This is a genomic window from Mycobacterium sp. NPDC048908, from assembly GCF_043197955.1.
Lineage (GTDB): Bacteria > Actinomycetota > Actinomycetes > Mycobacteriales > Mycobacteriaceae > Mycobacterium.
Window position 1 is genome coordinate 193,087 of the sequence record NZ_JBICUE010000007.1, and the last position, 20,277, is coordinate 213,363.

General features: G+C 66.3%; 1 protein-coding gene (only partly in view). It reads right to left on the reverse strand.

The window, feature by feature from the left end; genetic code table 11:
- Positions 1–20,277, reverse strand: the 3' portion of a protein-coding gene (locus ACGFK1_RS19985; RefSeq protein WP_393432930.1) for a non-ribosomal peptide synthase/polyketide synthase. The gene runs 10,839 nt beyond the window's last position; 20,277 of the gene's 31,116 nt are visible here — the last part of the coding sequence; its start codon lies beyond the right edge, outside the window — the gene reads right to left on this strand; its stop codon occupies positions 1–3.

Below are 20,277 nucleotides of genomic sequence, written 5' to 3' on the forward strand. Positions count from 1 at the left end.
TCACATCGTCTCACCGCCGAGCACCTCGCTGAGTTGCTGCCCATACAAGCCCAGCGCGTCGGTGGTCAGCATCGCCTGATGGGTGCAATCGGCGGCATGCACGATGACGTCGCCGCTCACGTACGGTCGCCAGCTGCGCTGCAAGGCGGACCTGCGGTCTGTTCCGTCGCGTTCGGCGCAGAACACGGTCACATCGCCGTGGAAAACACCGGCCTCATGCTCTCGATAAAAACCGACGTTGGTGTCGAAATTCTGCACCAGACGGTCGAGAAGTGCTGCATAGCCGGCGAATTCGCCTTGTGGGCCCACCAATTCGTCGAGCTGGTCTCGGTCCACGGCCTGGCTGGCCGCGCTGTTGAGCTGCGGTTCGGCGTCCAGGAGGACCAGCCGCGCGACGGTGGCGCCGCGGCGCTCGAGCTCGACGGCGACCGCGTGAGCGACGACACCGCCGAACGACCAGCCGAGCAGGTGGTACGGGCCGCACGGATAGTGCGCCTGGATCCTGTCGGCGTACGTCGCCGCCATGTCGCGCAGCGATCGCGGTTCGACCCTGTCAGCGTCGGATGTCTGCTGGACACCGACGATCGGGCAGTCGAGGTAATTGCCGAGAACCTGATAAGGCCAACTGACGCCGCTGACCGCATGCAGGCAGAACAACGGAACTCCGGTGCCGTCCTTCAACACCTGTATCGGAGCCATTTCCTGCCCAGCAGCACTGTCGGTCAGCAGCCGATGACTCAATGCGCGCACAGTGGGCGCCTCAAAAACGGTTGGCACCGACAGATCGGCGTCCAGGCTGGTGTTCACGGCGGCGATCAGGCGCATCGCCGAGATGCTGTCGCCGCCGAGGTCGAAGAAGGATTCGTCGACGCCGACCCCCTCGATACCGAGGATCCGACCGTAGATGGCGGCCAGCGCTTCCTCGGTGGGTGTGCTCGGACGGCGGTATTCGCCTGCGCGATATTCGGGTGCGGGCAACGCGCGGGTGTCGAGCTTGCCGTTGACCGTCACGGGCAACTCTGGCAGCACCACCACCGCGGCCGGCACCATGTGGGCCGGTAGCTGCTCGGCGAGCTGCATGCGCGCGGCGGCGGCGTCCGCGGTGCCGGTGACATAGGCCACCAGGCGCGTGTCGCCCGGACGATCCTGGCGAGCGAGCACGGCGGCTTGACCGATTCCTTCGAGTCGGGCCAGCGCGGCCTGAACCTCACCGAGTTCGACGCGGAAGCCGCGGATCTTGACCTGATCGTCGGCGCGCCCCAGGTAGTGCAGCCGTCCATCGGCATCCCAACGCACCAGGTCCCCGCTGCGATACATGCGGGTTCCCGGCGCTCCACCGAACGGACAAGCCACGAACCGCGACGCCGTCAACGCCGACCGGCGCAGATAGCCGGCGCTGACTGCGGCACCGGCGATGTACAGCTCCCCGACCACACCGGGCGGCACCGGACGCAGCCAGGCGTCGAGCACGAACAATGCCGCCGCGGGCACCGGCGAGCCGATCGGTACCGCACCAGCGGCGGCTCGCAACGGGGTGCTCATCGCCGCGTACACCGTGGTTTCGGTCGGGCCGTAGGCGTTGATCATCACGCGCCCGGGCGCCCAGCGGTCGACCAGTTCGGCCGGACAGGACTCGCCGCCGACCAGCAATGCCGCCGCCCCGACCGCCTCGGGCGAGAGCATCCCCGCCGCAGACGGGGTTTGGGTGAGCACGGTGACCTGTTCGGCAGCAAGCATCGCCTGGAACGCGTCGGGTGCGGCCGTCACGGATTCCGGCACGACCACCAGCCGTCCACCGTGCAGCAGGGCGCCCCAGATCTCCCACACCGAGAAGTCGAAGGCATACGAATGGCATTGTGTCCAAACCTGTTCCGTCGGCAGTGCGCCGTTGAGCGGCCCGAACTGCTCGGTCACGTTGCGGTGCGTCACGGCGACGGCCTTGGGCACCCCGGTGGTGCCGGAGGTGTAGATGACATACGCGAGGTCGTCAGGGGCCGGCGCAGGCAGCGCCGTGCCGGGTTCGGTGTCAACGGCAGGATCACCGACGTCGATCACCGTCACCGGCGACCCGTCGAATCGCTCGGCCAGCTCATTGGTCGTGACGGCGGCGACAGGAGCAGTGTCGGCCAGCATGAACGCGATCCGGTCATCCGGAAGGCTCGGGTCGATCGGCAGGTAGGCGGCTCCGGTCTTGAGCACAGCCAGGATTGCCACGATTGCTTCGGCGGACCGCGGAAACAGCAGCGCGACAAAGGATCCGGGACCTGCACCGTGGCGGGCCAGCAGATGCGCCAACCGGCTGGACGAATCGTCGAGTTGGGCGTATGTCATCGACGACGCCCCGAACGTCACCGCCAGCGCCGTCGACGCGCGCTCGACCTGTGCGGCGAACAGTTGAGGGATCGACGCTGTTCCCACCGGCTGGTTCAGCGCCGCCCGATTGCCGATCCGATCGAGCCGGGCATGTTGGTCGTCGTCGAGCAGATCGACCGACGACAGACGCCGCGTGGGATCTGCGGCCATCGCCAGCAGGAGGCGGTCGAACCGGCGGACGAGGGTGTCGATGCGTGCGGCGTCGAAGACGTCGGCGTCGTATTCGACGCGGAGTCCGAGTTCCTGACCGGGCGTGGCCTGAATCGTCAGCGGATAGTGGTTCTGTTCGTGAGTGGTGAAGTCGGTGATGGCCAGCTCATCGTCACCTGCCGAGACGTTGGTGTCGACGGGGTAGTTCTCGTAGGCGAAGAGGGTGTCAAAAAGCTTGTCGTGGCCGGTGATCCGATGTATCTCGCCGAGCCCGAGATGCTGGTGCTCGAGAGTCGCGTTGTGCGAGTTCTGCAGCAGATTAAGCAGATCCGCGGTATTGGTGGCGGCGGTGAAGCTGGCTCGCACCGGCACCGTGTTGATCATCAGGCCCAGCATGGAGTCCGCGCCCACGACGTCGGTCGGCCGACCGGAGACAGCGGTACCGAACACGACGTCCTGTTGGCCGGTGAGCCCGGACAGAAGCTGCGCATAGACGCCCTGCAACACGACGTTCACCGTGGTGCGGCAGGAACGGGCAACCTCGGTCGCGGCCTGCATGGTGTGTTCGGGTAGGCGGAAGGTGCGGACTTCGCGCCGGGCCGGCTTGCTTCCACGCCGCGGCAGCGTATGAGAACCGACCAGGGTCGGCGTGTCGAAACCGGCCATCAGTTCGGCCCAGGCGGTGCGGGCCGCGTCGAGGTCGCGGTCCGCCAGCCAGGTGATGAAGCTCCGATACGGGGCAGCCGCGGGTAGCTGCTGGCCGTAATAGGCGGCGAAGATTTCACCCAACAGTATTGGCATCGACCAACCGTCCATCACGATGTGGTGGTTGGTCAGCACCAGTCGGTGTTGGCGCTCTCCGGTGCGGATCAGTGCGACACGGAACGGCGGTTGGTCGGCCAAGTCGCGGACGGCGAGGCGTTCGGCAGCGCGGATGCGCTCGATGCGGTCGTGGACGTCCTCGGCGGTGGCGCTGACATCCGTGAACTGCCAAGCCACTTCGGGCGCCTCGGAGATGATCTGCACCGGTCGGTCGAAGTCGCTGCAGAATCTGGCCACCAGGTGGGGGTGCCGGACGATCACCGTGTGCACCGCATCGCGTAGGCGCCGGGGATCCAGTGCGCCGGTCACCGTCAAATCCAGCTGGACCGCATACACGTCGGACAGCTCGTCACCCGCGTGCGCGGTGTGGAAGAGCAACCCCTGTTGCACCGGGGTCAGGGGTAGCACGTCGACGACCCGATAGTGCTGTTGCAGTTCGTCGATCTGCTGTTGGTCCAGACGGGCAGGAACGATGTCCGACGGGGTCAACCCCCCTCCACCATTTCGCACCAGCGTGCAGATACCGGCCAGCGCCTCCAACCACAATTGGTTGAGCCGAGCGACCTGCTCGGAGTCCAACGCCGACCGGGCCCAGGTCCAGTTGGCGTGCAACCGCGGACCGGCATCCGTGTCAACGGCGCCGGCATTCAATTCGACAGTGTGCATCAACGGCATCGACACCGCGGTGCTGACACCGGTCACCGAAGCACCGTCCGGGCTGATCTGCCAGAACTCACCGGACATTTCGGCTCCGGCACCGAGCCGGCCGAGGTAATTGAAACCGATGGTCGGGTCGGGAGCGTGGACGTCGATGTCGTCGTTGAGGTATCGCAGCAGTCCGTAGGTGAGGCCGTCGGGCTGGGCGCGCAGTTGTTCCTTGGCGTCCTTGATCACCGCACCCAACGCCGCGTCCCCGGCGATGACCTGAGACCAGGACAGCTCGCTGACCGTCAGCGACACCGGATATTTGGTGGTGAACCAGCCCACGGTGCGAGACAGGTCGACATCGTCGGCCAGCTCGTCGTGACGGCCATGTCCTTCCACGTCGATCGCGATGGGTGCGCTACCGGTGCCCACGAATTCGGCGACCGCCAACGCGAATCCGATCACCAAGATGTCGTTGATACCCGTGTGGAACGCCGACGGCACATCACGCAGCAGCGTTTGCACGTCGTCAGCGTCATCTAGTGCCGCCGACAGCTGACCGGCGGTGGCATACGTGTCTGCCTCCGGCTGCGCGGGAGGCAACACAGAGGGAGTCGCCGCTACGCGACGCCAGCACTCCGTTTGGGCGGTGACGTTCTCGTGCTGGGCGTGTTCGTTGAGCAGTGCTGCCCAGCGTTGGAACGACGTCCCGCCTGCTGGTAGCGCCACTGACTGCCCGGCGCGGTGTTGTGTCCAGGCGATGTTGAGGTCTTCCAACAGAATTCGCCACGACACCCCGTCCACAGCCAGGTGGTGGATGATCACCACCAACTCCCGCGTGCGCGACACCCACACGGCGCTGAGCATCGCCCCGGCCGCCGGATCCAACCGCGACCGCGCCGCGATCACCACCGGATCCGACAAGACGTCGACGCTGATCAGGCACGCGAGGGCATCCACCGATCCCGCCGGCGGCACCTGCAACGACCAACCCCCGTCACCGTCGACGTCCACGCGCAGCCGCAGCATCGCGTGCCGATCCAGCAAGGCCTGCAACACAATCGCCGCGTCGTCCTCGGTGGCACCCTGCGGCGCCCGCACCACCACCGTCTGGTTGAACTCCTCGACCGGTCCGTCCACCGCTGCCAGCCACCGCATGATCGGCGTGAGCTGTACTGCTCCGACTCCCTCGTCGACGAGGTCAGCCTGGCCGTCCGCGACGTTCACGACACGCGCCAGTCGGGCCACCGTCTGTTCGACGAACACGTCGCGAGGTCGGCAGGTCAGGCCGGCGGCGCGCGCGCGTGCCACCACCTGCATCGACATGATGCTGTCGCCACCGAGGTCAAAGAAGGAGTCGTCGACGCCCACCCGGTCGACGCCGAGTACCTCGGCGTAGATGGCGGCCAGCGCCTCCTCGACCACGCTGGCGGGCCCGCGGTAGTGGTCGACATCTCCGTATGTCGGTGCGGGTAAGGCGCGTTTGTCGAGTTTTCCGTTGGGCGTCAACGGCAACTCCGCCACCGCTACCACTGCGGCCGGAATCATGTAGGCCGGCAGGTGCTCAGCCAAGGCCGCCCGCACCCGCCCCGCATCGGTGCTGCCGGTGATGTAGCCGACGAGACGCTTGTCTCCGGGACGGTCCTCGCGCGCCATCACCGCCGCCTGCTCGACTCCCTCAACAGCGGCCAAAGCCGTTTGTATCTCCCCGAGTTCGATGCGATAGCCGCGGACCTTGACCTGCTCATCGACCCGCCCCAAGTAATCCAACTGCCCATCAGCACGCCAACGCACCAAATCCCCGGTGCGATACATCCGCATCCCCGCCCCACCAAACGGACACGCCACGAACCGCGAGGCCGTCAACCCGGCACGCCGCACATATCCCGCAGCCACCCCCGCGCCAGCGAGGTACAACTCCCCCACCACACCAACCGGCACCGGTCGCAACCACGGATCCAACACAAACGCCGCCGCACCTGGCACCGGTGACCCGATCGGCACCCCCGCCGACCCGGCACTCAATGGCGCACTGACCGCCGCATAAACCGTTGCCTCAGTCGGGCCATAAGCATTGATGACCACACGGCCAGGCGCCCACCGATCCACCAACTCGACTGGACACGCCTCCCCCGCCACCACCAACGTCACCGCATCCAGACCCTCAGGACGCAACATCATCGCCGCCGAGGGCGTCTGGCTGACCACACTGACCCGCTCAGCAAGCAAGAGCGCATGCAGATCCTCCGGTGAAGCCGCCACCGACTCCGGCACCACCACCAAGCGCCCGCCCCGCAACAACGCCCCGAAGATCTCCCACACCGACACATCAAAGGCCAACGAATGCCACTGCGACCACACACCAGACACCGGCAGCCCCGAGTCCGCCGACGTCAACAACTGAACGACGTTACGGTGAGACACCGCAACACCTTTCGGCACACCCGTCGTCCCCGACGTGTAAATCACATACGCCACATCATCCGGCGCCACCACCGCCACCGGCCTGCCAGGATCTTCGTCGACAACGGGATCGGCCGCCACGTCGATCACCTTGACGTCGAATTCCGCCAGCCGCCCGGCCAAATCGCTGGTCGTGACCACAGCGACCGGCCCGGAATCGGCGAGCATGAACCCGATCCGCGCCGACGGCAGCGCCGGATCAACCGGCACATACGCCGCCCCCGTCTTCAACACCGCCACGATCGCCACGATCGCCTCGACCGACCGCGACACCAACAAAGCCACGGCCTGTCCCGGACCTGCACCGGCACCGGCAAGCACGCGCGCCAACCCGTCCGACGCCGCATCCAATTCCGAATACGTCAGGGCTCGGCCTTCAAAGCTGACCGCGACCGCGTTCGGCGTGCGCGCCACCTGTGCGGCGAACAGTTCTGGAATGGCGGCGGACGTGGGCGCCTGCTGTGTGAGCACCGCGTGGTTGCCGAACTCATCGATCGACGCCCGCTCGGCCTCGTCCAGAAGATTCAGCGACGACAACGACCGATCCGGGTCGGCGGTCATGACCACCAGGACTCGTTCCAATCGTTTGATCAGCGTATCGATGGTTTGCGCGTCGAATACGTCAGTGCGGAATTCCACCTCACCGCCGATCCCGGCAGGTGCACCCGTTTCGGTCCAGCGTTCGGCCAGCGAGAAGGTCAGGTCCATGCGGGCGGACTGAGTGCTCAACGGAATCGAGGTGGCCTCTACGCCCTTGAGCCCTGAGCCAGCGGCGGGATCGTTGAGGCCGGCGAAGTTCTGCCAGGAAAGCAGCACCTGCACAAGCGGATGGTGGGTCAGGCTGCGGATCGGGTTCAGCCGCTCGACGAGCACCTCGAAGGGCACGTCCTGATGTTCGAAGGCTTCCAGAGTGCGCGCGCGAACCTGCCTCACCAACTCGGCGAGGGTGGGGTTATCGGCGACATCGGCACGCAGCACCAGGGTGTTGACGAAGAATCCAACGAGGTCATCGAGTGCGGGGTCGCGGCGCCCGGCGATTGGGAAGCCAACGGCCACATCGGTACTCGCGCTGATCTTCGACAGCACGGCCACCAGTGCGGCCTGCACCACCATGAAACTGGTCGCGTTGTGCTGTCGGGCCAGCCGTGCGACCTGCTGCTGCAACTCGGCCGGCCAATCCACGACCACGGTGGCGCCTGCCATGTCGGCGATCAGGGGGTAGGGGCGATCGGTGGGTAGGTCCAGGCGTTCGGGCAGCCCGGCGAGGGCATCCTCCCAGTAGTCCAGTTGCGCGGCGATCGGACTGAAACGGTCCTGCAGATCACCGAATTGGGCCCGCTGCCATAGCGTGTAGTCGACGTACTGCACCGGCAGCGGCGCCCAGTCCGGAGCCTGGCCGGCGCACCGGCTGGCGTAGGCGGTGCCGAGGTCAGCAACCAAGGGTCGCAGTGACCACCCGTCGGCGGCGATGTGATGGACCACGGCCACAAACACGTGCTCGTCGCCGGCCACCCGGAACAGGCGCACCCGCAACGGAATATCAACGGCCAGGTCGAATGTCTCGCGGGCCGCGGCTCGGAGGGTTTCGTGTAGCCGGTTGAGTGTCCAGTGACTCGCGTCGACCACGTCCCAACCGAAATCAGCCTGCCCAGCGGGTATCACCACCTGCTCGGGTATTCCCTCGGCTGCCGGGAACAGTGTTCGTAGGCTCTCGTGGCGGGCCACCACATCGGCCAACGCAGCTGCGAGAGCATCGATGTCGAGCTGTCCGCGCAACCGCAGCGCGGCCGCCATGTTGTAAATCGCTGTGGGGCCTTGCAGTTGGTCGACCATCCACAACCGGTTCTGCGCGAACGACAGCGGAACCACTGCTGGTCGGTCGACGGCTACCAGCGGCTGAAGCCGACGCTCACCTTCACCGATACGCGGTGTCAATTGCGCCACGGTGGGCGCCTCGAACACGGTGCGCACCGGGAGATCGACGTTGAGTGCGGCGTTGATGGCCGCGACCAGTCGCATGGTGGACAGCGAATCGCCGCCGAGATCGAAGAACGAATCGTCGACGCCGACCCGCTCGAGGTCGAGGACCTCCGCGTACACGCCGGCCAGAATCTCCTCGGTGTGGCTGCCCGGAGCGCGGTACCCGCCCGCGCCGAAGTCCGGGTCCGGCAGCGCGCGAGTATCGAGCTTGCCGTTCACCGTCACCGGCAGTGCCTGCAGACTGACCACCGCGGCTGGAACCATGTAGGCCGGCAGTCGGTCGGCGAGCACCGCCCTTGCGGCTGTCGGGTCAGCCGTGCCGGTGATGTAGCCGAGCAAGCGCTTGTCGCCGACACGGTCCTCACGGGCGATCACCGCCGCCTGGTCCACCCCGTCCACTGCGGACAGTGCCGAGCGCACTTCACCCAGTTCGATGCGGTACCCGCGAATCTTGACCTGCTCGTCGGCGCGGCCGAAGTAGCGCAACTGCCCGTCGCGGTCCCAGCAGACCAAATCCCCTGTTCGATACATTCGCGCACCGGCGCCGCCGAACGGGCAGGCGACGAAGCGCGATGCGGTCAGGGCCGAGCGTCGCCAATATCCGACTCCGACGCCCCGGCCGGCCACGTACAGTTCTCCGATCACGCCGGGGCGAACCGGTCGCAACCAGTCGTCGAGCACGAAGAACGCCGCCCCGGGTACGGGTGAGCCGATCGGCGGCGCCCCGGACCCGGCGGCCAAGGGCGTGCTCGCCGACGCCCACATCGTCGTCTCGGTCGGACCGTAGACATTCACCATCACACGGTCCGGCGCCCAGCGATCCACGAGCTCGGGCGGGCATGCCTCGGCCCCGATCACCAGCGCCGCCGTATCGAGTCCGTCGACCGCAAGAACCGCTGCTGCAGAGGGTGTTTGGGTGAGAACGGTGACTTGCTCGCGAACGATCAGCGCGTGGAACTCTTCCGCGGAACGGGCGATCGCGTCGGGCACCACCACCAGACGGCCGCCATGCAGCAGCGCGGCCCAGATTTCCCACACCGAGAAGTCGAAGGCATAGGAATGGAACTGCGTCCAGATCTGGCCCGGCGCCAGCTCGACACCGATGTCGAGGGAGTCGAACAACTGGCAGACGTTGCGATGGGTGACCGCGACTCCCTTGGGCATGCCCGTGGTTCCGGAGGTGTAGATGATGTGGGCGATGTCGTCGGGCGACGGGGTGGGCAACGGCGTGGAGGCGTGCGCGCGGTCTGCTGGAGCTTCGACATCGAAGTCTGCGATCACGAATCCCGGGTGTGCGCCCAGTCCTTCGGCCAGATCAGCGGTGGTGACCGCGGCGATCGGCGCGGTGTCATCGAGCATGAAATCGATTCGCGCCGACGGCAGGGCGGGGTCGATGGGCAGGTAGGCGGCTCCGGTTTTGAGCGTTGCCAGGATTGCCACGATGGCCTCTGCGGACCGCGGAAACAGCAGTGCGACATTTCGTCCCGGTCCTGCGCCGCGGTCGGCCAGCATGTGTGCCAACCGGTTCGCGGCCTCATCGAGTTCCTGGTAAGTCCACGACCGGGACCCGCAAACCAGGGCAACCGCATCGGGTGTGCGGGCCGCCTGCGCGGTGAACAGCGCGGGAACCGAAGCACCTGAATGTTTCTGGTTCAAGATCGCACGGCCGCCCCACCGATCAACCGTCGTTTGTTCTTCAGCGCTGAGCGCCGCCATCGACGACAACAGTCGCGCCGGATCCGATGACATGTCCGACAACACCCGCTCGAAGCGCTTCATCAACGCCTTGATCGTGTCGGCGGTGAAGACGTCGGCGTCGTATTCGACACGAAACATCAGTTCCGGCCCGGCGGCCTGCGCCTGCACTGCCAACGGGTAGTGGGTTGACTCGCGGGTGGCTATGTCGGTGAGTGTCAGCGCGTCGCCGCCCGACAACGCGTCGGTGTCGACCGGATAGTTCTCGAACGCGAACAGCGTGTCGAACAGTGTGTCCTGCCCGGCGATTCGATGAATCTCGTTGAGCGCCAGGTGCTGGTGGTCCAGTGTGGTGTGGTAGGCGTCGTGTAGCCGCGCCACCAGATCTGCGGCGGTGGCGGTTGCGGGCATGGTCGCGCGCACCGGCACGGTGTTGATGAACAGGCCGACCATCGACTCGACACCGGTGACTTCGGCGGGCCTGCCCGACACCGTTGTACCGAACGCGACATCGTGGCTACCGGTCAACCAGCCCAACAATTGCGCGAAGCCCGCCTGCAGCACGATGTTGACGGTGGTGTGGCATGATCGGGCCAGATCGCTGGCTGCTTCGCTGGTTTCCGCAGGCAACGTGAAGGATTCGACGCGTCGCTGCCCCTGACGCAGCCCCGCCTGTGGGCCGACCAGTGTGGGTGTGTCGAATCCGTCGAAGAGCTCGCCCCAGGCAGCGCGGGCAGCTTCTTGATCCCGGTCGGCCAGCCAGGTGACGAAGTCCCGGTAAGGCCGCGTCGTGGGCAGTCGATGCCCGTGATAGCCGGCGAAGATCTCGCCCAACAGTATTGGCATCGACCAGCCGTCGAGCACGATGTGGTGGTTGGTCAATACGAAGCGGTACTGGTCCGGTTCGACGCGAATGAGGGCGGCGCGGAACGGCGGTTGGTCGGCGAGGTCGCACACCGCGGCACGCTCGGCGGCGCAGAATCGCTGGATCTCGTCGGCCGGATCGGCGGTGCCGACGAGGTCGACATATTGCCAGCACTCGGAGGCGTCGGCGGTGATCACCTGCACCGGTTCGCCGAACCGCTGATAGAAGCGGGCCACCACGTTGGGATGTCTGGTGACCGCGGTGTGCACGGCGTCGCGTAGGCGCTGGGGATCGAGCCGACCGGCTATCCCGATGTCGACCTGTCCGGCGTAGAGATCGTCACCGCCGTGGCCGGTGTTGGTGTGGAACAGGAGTCCTTGTTGCACCGGGGTCAGGGGTAGCACGTCGACGACCCGATAGTGCTGTTGCAGTTCGTCGATCTGCTGTTGGTCCAGACGGGCAGGCGCGATGTCCGACGGGGTCAACCCCCCTTCACCGTTTCGCACCAGCGTGCAGATGCCGGCCAGCGCCTCCAACCACAATTGGTTGAGCCGGGCGACCTGCTCGGAGTCCAACGCCGACCGGGCCCAGGTCCAGTTGGCGTGCAACTGCGGGCCGGCATCCGTGTCAACGGTGCCGGCATTGAGCTCGACAGTGTGCATCAACGGCATCGACACCGCGGAGGCCACGCCGGTGGCCGCCCAATCGTCGCTCATCCGCCACAGGTTCTCGGGTAGCCGGCCGGTAACGCCTTGGCGGCCAAGGTAGTTAAAACCTATGGTCGGGTCGGGTGCGTCAAGGCCGGAGCCGGGGTTCAGGTACCGCAGCAGGCCGTAGGTGTACGGATCAGGCAGTGCGCGCAGTTGCTCTTTGGCGTTCTTGATCGCAGCGCCCAGCGCTGTGTCTCCGGCCGTCACCTGCTGCCAGGACACGGTGTTGACGGGCACGGGCACCGGATATTTGGTGGTGAACCAGCCGATGGTGCGGGACAGGTCGACATCACCGGCCAGGTCCTCGTGGCGGCCGTGTCCTTCGACGTCGATGACAACCGGCGCGGCGCCGTTGTCGACGAATTCGGCAATCGCCAAGCCGAACGCGATCAACAGGATGTCCTGAACGCCGGCGTGGAACGCCGCCGGCACGTCAGCAAGGATCATGCCGGTGGTTTCGGCATCCAGTTGTACCGACAGGTGCCCTGCGGTGGCGAAGGTGTCCTGGGTCGGCTGTACCGCGGGCAGGGCGGCGGGCAATTGGGACACCCGCCTCCATGCGTCCGTCTCAGCGACGACGTGCGCTCGGGTGGCGTGTTCGTTGAGCAGGGATGCCCACCGCTGGAACGACGTCCCGCCCGCCGGTAGAGCCACCTGCTGCCCGGCCCGATGCTGTGTCCAGGCGATATTGAGGTCTTCCAACAGGATTCGCCACGACACGGCGTCCACGGCCAGGTGATGCACAATCAGCACCAGCTGACCGACAGGGGCAACCCAAAGTGCGCTGCACATCACGCCTGCCGCGGGATCCAACCGCGACCGCGCCGCGATCACCGCCGCATCCGACAAGCCGTCGACGGTGGTCAGGCACTCGCGGGCATCCACCGATCCCACCGTTGGCACCTGCAACGACCAACCACCGACGCCGTCGTCCCCGACGCGCAGCCGCAGCATCGCATGCCGATCCAGCAAGGCCTGCAACAAGATCGCCACGTCATCTTCGCAGGCGCCCTGCGGAGCCTGCACCACCACGGTCTGGTTGAACTCGTCGACCGGTCCATCCACCGCTTGCAGCCACCGCATGATCGGCGTGAGCGGTACTGCTCCGACGCCTTCGTCCGCGACTACCGTCTCGACGACGCCTGTGACTCCGGCGAGCCGGGCCACCGTCTGTTCGACGAAGATGTCGCGGGGCCGGCACGTCAACCCTGCGGCGCGAGCCCGAGCCACCACCTGCATCGACATGATGCTGTCGCCGCCAAGATCGAAGAACGAGTCGTCGACACCAACCCGCTCGACTCCCAGCACCTCGGCATAGATGCCGGCCAGAATCTCCTCGGAGTCGGTGGCCGGAGGGCGATACTCCCGTGCGGCGTATTCGGGTGCTGGCAGGGCGCGTTGGTCGAGCTTGCCGTTGGGTGTCAGTGGCAACGCGGGCACCGCCACCACCGCCGCCGGCACCATGTACCCCGGTAGCCGCTCTTCCAGTTGGGCCCGCAGTCCGGCGGGCTCGGCTGTGCCGGTGATGTAGCCGATCAGCCGTTTGACGCCGGGACTGTCCTCACGCACCACCACCGCTGCCTGTTGAACTCCGTCGAGACCGGCCAAAGCCGTTTGCACATCGCCCAATTCGATGCGGTAACCGCGAATCTTGACCTGGTCATCGACACGCCCGAGATAGTCCAACTGACCATCTGCACGCCACCGCACCAAATCCCCGGTGCGGTACATCCGCGCCCCCGCTCCACCAAACGGGCATGCCACGAACCGCGACGCCGTCAACCCGGCACGCCGCACATATCCCGCAGCCACCCCGGCACCGGCCACATACAGCTCACCGACCACACCGATCGGAACCGGCCGCAACCACGGGTCCAACACGAACGCCGCCGCATTCGTTATCGGCGACCCGATCGGCACCACACCCGACCCCGCGCTCAACGGCGCACTGACCGTCGCATAAATGGTCGCCTCGGTCGGACCGTATGCGTTGATCATGGTCCGCCCCGGCGCCCACCGATTCACCAGATCGGCCGGGCACGCCTCACCGGCCACCACCAACGTCACCGCGTCCAAGCCTTCGGGCGACAACATCATCGCCGCCGACGGCGTCTGGCTGACCACACTCACCTGCTCGGCGACCAGCAGCGCGTGCAGGTCCTCCGGTGAACGGGCCACCGACTCGGGCACCACCACCAACCGCCCGCCCCGCAACAACGCCCCGAAGATCTCCCACACCGACACATCGAAAGCCAACGAGTGCCACTGCGACCACACCCCGGACACGGGTAGCCCAGATTCGGCCGACGCCAGCAGCTGTGTGACGTTACGGTGAGTGACCGCAACACCTTTCGGCACACCCGTTGTTCCCGAGGTGTAGATCAGGTAGGCCAGGTCATCCGGCGCCGGCATCACCAGCGGCGTGACAGGATCGTCGACGACTCGTTCGGCGGCATCGATGACCGGCACGGTCGATCCGCCGAGCAGTCGAGCCAAATCCGCGGTGGTGACGACCGCGACCGGGTCGCAATCCTCGAGCATGAACTCGACCCGCGCCGACGGCAACGCAGGATCGATCGGCACATACGCCGCCCCGGTCTTGAGCACCGCGAGGATCGCCACGATCGCCTCGGTCGAGCGCGATATCAACAGTCCCACGTACCGTCCCGGACCCGCCCCATGACCGATCAGCAGATGCGCCAACCCGTTCGACGCCGCATCCAATTCCGAATACGTCAGGGATCGGCCCTGAAGGCTCACCGCGACCGCATCCGGTGTGCGAGCCACCTGCGTCGCGAAGATCTGCGGGATGGCGGCAGGCGTGTTCGCCGGACGCGCCAACACCGCCCGATGCTCGAACGAATTGATCGTCGCCTGCTCGTCCCCGTCGAGTAGGTCCACCGAAGACAGTGTTCGGCGCGGGTCCGCCGTCATGACCGTCAACAGCCGCTGCAACCGTCCGATCAGCATCTCGATGCTTTCGGCCTCGAAAACATCGGTGCGGTATTCGACGTTGCCCACGATCCCAGCGGGCTGGCCGTCTGCGGTCCAGCGTTCCCCGAGCGAGAACGTCAGGTCCATCCGGGCCGTCTTGGTGTCCACCGGTATCGGCTGGACCTGAAGATCTCCCAGCGCGAGACCCGCAAGTGGACTGTTGCCCTCCGCCGGAAAGTTCTGCCAGGCCAACATCACCTGCACCAGGGGGTGGTGCGCCAGGCTGCGGATCGGGTTCAGCCGCTCCACCAGCACCTCGAAGGAGACATCCTGGTTCTCGTAGGCGGCCAGACTGCGTTGTTGCACCTGGGCCAGCAGGTCGACGAAGGTGGCGTCGCCTGCCACCTCAACGCGCAGCACCAGTGTGTTGACGAAGAACCCCACCAGTTCGTCGAGCGCGGGATCGCGTCGACCTGCAATCGGGAAGCCCACGGCCACATCGGAACTCGCACTCAGCTTGGACAACAGCACTGCCAGCGCGGCCTGCACCACCATGAAACTGGTCGCCTGGTACTCACGTGCCAAGCCGGTGATCTGCCGCTGTAATTCGGCGGGCCACTCCACCGTCACAGTTGCGCCCCGCTGATCTGCAACCAGCGGGTAAGGACGATCGGTGGGCAACTGCAGCCGCTCGGGTAATCCGGCGAGCGCATCCTCCCAGTACGCCAGTTGAGCGGCGATCGGACTGAAAGGATCCTCCACATCGCCGAATAGGGCCCGCTGCCACAGCGTGTAATCGACGTACTGCACCGGCAGCGGCGCCCAGTCGGGCGCCCGACCGGCGCACCGGCAGGCATAGGCGACGCTGAGGTCGCGCGCCAAGGGCGTTATCGACCACCCGTCGGCGGCGATGTGATGCACTGCAACCACCAGCATGTGCTCGCCATCAGACATCTTGAAAAGGATTGCTCGCAACGGCATTTCAGCAGTGAGATCAAATGCGTAGCGGGTAACATCGTGGACCGCCTCGGTCAGCTCCTGCGCCGACCAACCCGCGGCATCGACCACTCGCCAGCTGACTTCCGCGTCGTGGGCAGGAACGATCACCTGCTGCGGTACCCCGTCGGTTGCCGCGAACAGGGTGCGCAGGCTCTCGTGGCGGGCCACCACGTCGCAGAACGCGACACGCAACGCCTCGTCATCCAAGTGGCCCGACAGCCGCAGTGTCGTCGCCAAGTTGTAGACCGCTGAGGGGCCCTGCAACTGCTCGAGGAACCACAACCGGTTCTGCGCAAACGACAATGGGATGACCGGCGGACGCTCACCCGCCACCACGGGCCGCAGTCTTCCCGCTCCCTTACCGATGCGTGGCGCCAGATCGGCGACCGTCGGCGCTTCGAACACCGTTCGCACGGCGACATCGGCATCGAGGGTTGAGTTGATCGCCGAGATGAGGCGCATGGCGGTGATGCTGTCGCCACCGAGGTCGAAGAACGAATCGTCGACGCCGACACGGTCGCGTCCGAGCAACTGCGCGTAGATTCCGGTCAGGATTTCTTCCACCGGATCGGCAGGGGCGCGGTAGGCGTCGAGGGTGTGCTCGGGCGCAGGGAGGGCGCGAGTGTCGAGCTTGCCATTGGTCGTCAGCGGGAACGCGTTCAACACCACGACTTCGGCGGGAATCATGTAGGCCGGCAACCGGTGCGCCAACGCGGCGCGCGCGTCGGCAGGATCGACGTCACCGGTCACGTAGCCGACCAGACGCTTGTCACCCGGCTGGTCCTCGCGTGCCAGCACCACCGCCTGCGCTACGCCGGCGAGCGCGCTCAGCGCGGCCTGGACGTCACCGAGTTCGATGCGGTAGCCGCGAATCTTGACTTGCTCGTCGGCGCGGCCGAGATAGCGCAACTGGCCGTCTACACCCCAGGACACCAAATCGCCGGTGCGGTACATCCGCTGCCCCGGTGCACCGAACGGGCAGGCGACAAATCGCGACCCCGTCAACGATGGGCGGCGAAGGTAGCCGGTGCCCACCCCGGCACCCGCTACGTACAACTCACCCGCGACGCCAGGCGGAACGGGACGCAACCAAGAGTCGAGCACGAACAGTCCGGCTTCGGCGACGGGGGATCCGATCGGCACCACACCGGATTCCGCAGTCAGCGGTTCGCTGATCGCTACACACATCGTGGTTTCGGTCGGCCCGTAGGCGTTGACCATCAGCCGTCCCGGCGCCCAGCGGTCCACTACTTCCGGCGGGCACGCCTCGCCCACGACCACCAGAGCTACCGATTCCAAGCCCTGCGGATCCAATACGGCTGCCGCCGACGGTGTCTGGGTCAACACCGTGACGTCCTCGGCGATCAGCAGCAGATGAAGATCCGCCGCCGAGCGCGCCACCGCATCGGGGATCACCACCACCCTGCCGCCGCGCAACAGTGCACCGAAGATTTCCCACACCGATGCGTCGAACGCCAGTGAATGCGCGTGGCTCCACACTCCGGTTGCCGGCAACCCCGCATCCAGCGAACCGAGCAGCTGTGTCACGTTGGCGTGGGTCAGCCCAACGCCTTTGGGTACACCCGTGGTGCCGGAGGTGTAGATGACGTAGGCCAGGTCCTCAGGGGCGGTCGCTTGCTCAAGCGGCGTTTCCGGATGGTCATCGGACTGTGAGTCATTGACGTCGATCACCGGTCCACCGAACCCGGCCAGCCGATCGGCGAATTCGGCCGCGGTGATGGCCGCCACCGGCATCGCATCGGTCAATACGAAGTCGATTCGGTCCGAGGGCAATCCGGGGTCGATTGGCAGGTATGCCGCCCCGCATTTGAGCACCGCCAGCATGGCGGTGATGGCCTCGGCCGAGCGCGACAACACCAGCGCGACATACTGTCCGGCTCTCACCCCGTGTCCGGTCAACAGATGCGCCAACCGGTTCGAGGCCGCGTCCAATTCGGCGTACGTCACCGACCGGCCGTCATCGCTGACCGCCACCGCGCTGGGGTTTCGGATGACGTGAGCACCGAAGAGTTCTTGAATCGACGGGAATCGGTCCGCAGTCGTCAAGACGGCCCGATTACCCATCGCGTCGAGTCTGGTGCGCTCCGGCTCGGCCAAGAGATCCACTGTTGATAGCGTTGTTGTCGGGTCGGCGGTCACCGCCACCACCACGCCGTACAACCGCTCCACCAACGCCTCGACAGTCGTCGGGTCGAACACGTCGGTCCGGAATTCGACAATGCCGCCGATCCCGGCGGGCTCGCCGGTGTCGGTCCATCGCTCGGACAACGAGAACGCCAGATCCATTCGGGCCGACTGGGTATCGACCGGCAACGGGCTCACCTGCAGCCCGCCCAGATTTAGTCCCGCAGCATTGCCGACGTTCTGCCACGGCAGGTTCTGCCACCCCATCAACACCTGCACCAGGGGGTGATGAGTCAGGCTGCGGGCCGGGTTGAGCCGCTCGACCAGCACCTCGAACGGCACGTCCTGGTGTTCGAATGCGGCCACGCTGCGGGTACGCACCTGCGCCAAAAGGTCCACGAAAGTGGGGTTTCCGGTCAGATCGACCCGCAACACCAGGGTGTTGACGAAAAACCCGACCAGGTCGTCGAGCGCCGGGTCACTGCGGCCGGCTATCGGAAAGCCAACGGCCACATCGGAACTCGCAGTGATCCGCGACAGCAGGACGGCCAGCGCGGCTTGAATCACCATGAAGCTGGTCGCATTGTGCTCTCGCGCAACCCGAGCCACCTGCTGCTGCAACTGCGCAGGCCAGTCGACCTCGACAGTCGCACCGCGCTGGTCGGCCACCGGCGGATAGGGTCGATCCGTCGGCAGTTCGAGCCGCTCTGGCAGGCCGGCCAGCACGTCTTCCCAATACGCCAGCTGCGCGGCGATCGGACTCTCGTGGTCCTCGAGGTCGCCGAGTTGGGTCCGCTGCCACAACGTGTAGTCGACATACTGCACCGGTAGCGGCGCCCAGTGCGGCGTCTGACCCACACACCGGCTGGCGTACGCGGTTCCCAGATCGGCTACCAGCGGCCGCAAGGACCAGCCGTCAGCGGCGATGTGGTGTATTACCGCGACCAGGATGTGTTCGTCGTCGGCCAGCCGGAACAGTGTGATCCGCAACGGGATGTCGGTGCTGAGATCGAAAGTGTGCTGCGCCGTTGAGCGGACGGCATCGGCCAGCCTGTCCGCGGACCAGTTGCTGGCGTCTGTTGTCTGCCAGTCGATATCGGCGTCTTCGGCAGGGATCACTACCTGATGTGGGGTGCCGTCGCACGACGCGTAAACCGTGCGCAGGCTCTCGTGACGACCGACCACATCCGCCAGCGCCGCGCGAAGCGCCGCGATATCGAGGCGACCGCACAACCGCAACGCCACCGGCATGTTGTAGACCGGTGAGGGGCCTTGCAATTGGTCGATGAACCACAGCCGGTTCTGCGCGAACGACAACGGAACCACCGTCGGACGATCACCCGCGACCAATGGATCGCGGCGCGACTCGCCCTCACCGATGCACAATGCCAACTGGGCGACGGTCGGTGCTTCGAACACCGTGCGAACGCGGATGTCGGCGCCGAGCGCCGCGTTGATCGCCGCGATCAGGCGCATCGTGGTCAACGAGTCGCCGCCGAGATCGAAGAACGAGTCGTCGACTCCGACCTTGTCGACATCCAGCAACTCCGCGTAGATGGCCGTCAGAATCTCCTCGACCGCGCCCGAAGGAGCGCGGTAGCGGGCAGCGTCGGTGAATCCCGGCGCCGGCAGTGCTCGCGTATCGAGTTTGCCGTTCACGGTGACCGGCATCGACTCCACTGCGACGACCGCCGCCGGCACCATGTAGGCCGGTAAGCGTTGCGCGAGCGCGCTGCGCGCCTCGGTTGAGTCCGCGCTGCCCGTGATGTAACCCACCAAGCGCTTCTCACCCGGGCGGTCCTCACGAGAAACCACCGCCGCCTGTTGCACCCCGGGCAGCGCCAGCAGCGCAGAGCGGACTTCGCCGAGTTCGATCCGGTACCCGCGCACCTTCACCTGCTCATCGGCGCGCCCCAGGTAGCGCAGTTGCCCATCGGGGCCCCATGACACCAGGTCCCCGGTGCGGTACATCCGCTGACCGGGCGCCCCGAACGGGCAGGCCATGAAACGCGTTGCGGTCAAGCCTGATCGGCGCCAGTATCCGATCCCGACACCCCGACCGGCCAAGTACAGTTCCCCGACCACCCCAGGCGGCACCGGCCGCAACCATTCGTCGAGTACGAAGAAGGCGGCGCCCGCCGTCGGGGAACCGATCGGCGGCGCACCCGACCCAGCCTCCAACGGTGTGCTCTTGCAGGCCCACATGGTCGTCTCGGTCGGCCCGTAGACGTTGACCATGACCCGACCCGGCGCCCACCGATCGACCAATTCAGGAGGGCACGGCTCGGCACCGATCACCAACGCCGCCGACTCCAGTCCCTCGATCGCCAGCACTGCCGCAGCGGAGGGGGTTTGCGTCAATACCGTGACGCGCTCGCGGACCAGCAGGGCGTGGAAATCCTCGGCCGAGCGCGCTACCGCGTCAGGCACCACTACCAGCCGCCCACCGTGCAGTAGTGCACCCCAGATCTCCCACACCGAGAAGTCGAAGGCATA